This is a genomic window from Kitasatospora sp. NPDC059803 (genome assembly GCF_042732255.1).
GTDB lineage: Bacteria > Actinomycetota > Actinomycetes > Streptomycetales > Streptomycetaceae > Kitasatospora.
In genome coordinates, this window is sequence record NZ_JBHWIJ010000226.1 from 1 (window position 1) to 685 (window position 685).

Here is a 685-nt window from a genome sequence, read left to right on the forward strand (position 1 = left end):
GGGCCGGCTCCCGGTAAGAACCCCTCGACTGCGCAGGCGGCCTCTACCTCAGCGGACTGGCTATCTGATCAACACCCCTCCACGAACTTCCGCAGAGCAGCACTAGCGCAGGTGCTGCAACCACCGCACCGCGCCCGGTACGTCCGGGGCCGCCGGTACGCCGTCGGGCAGCGGCGGGCGTTCCACGACGACCACCGGGAGCCCGAGTTCGCGCGCGGCGGTGAGTTTGGGCGCGGTCGCGGCGCCGCCGCTGTCCTTGGTGACCACGACGTCGATCCGGTGCTCGCGCAGCAGCGCCCGTTCGCCGTCGAGCGTGAACGGCCCTCGGTCCAGCAGGACTTCGAGCGTGGACGGCAGCGGCGGCTCGGGCGGGTCGACCGAGCGGGCGAGGAAGTGCAGGTGGTCGAGGTGGGCGAAGGTGGCGATGCCCTGTCGCCCGGTGGTGAGGAAGACCCGTCGCCCGAGGCCGGGCAGGAGTTCGGCGGCCGCGGCGAGCGAGGGTGCGTGGTGCCAGCGGTCCCCGGCGACGGGCGCCCAGCCGGGCCGCCGCAGCGCCAGCAGCGGCACGTCGGCGGCGGCCGCCGCGCGGGCGGCGTTGCGGGACATCCCGGCGGGGGCGCGGGGGGGGGGCGCGCAGATCCGCGCCCCCCGCAGGCCCCGCCCCCCCGCGCGCCCCCCCCCGCGG

General features: G+C 77.2%; 1 protein-coding gene. It reads right to left on the reverse strand.

Translation table 11 applies throughout. The features are described 5' to 3' along the window. Positions 1-102 precede the first annotated feature (102 nt). Positions 103-685: precorrin-6A/cobalt-precorrin-6A reductase (locus ACFV6I_RS28815; RefSeq protein WP_380428423.1), on the reverse strand; the 583-nt coding region annotated here is incomplete at its 5' end.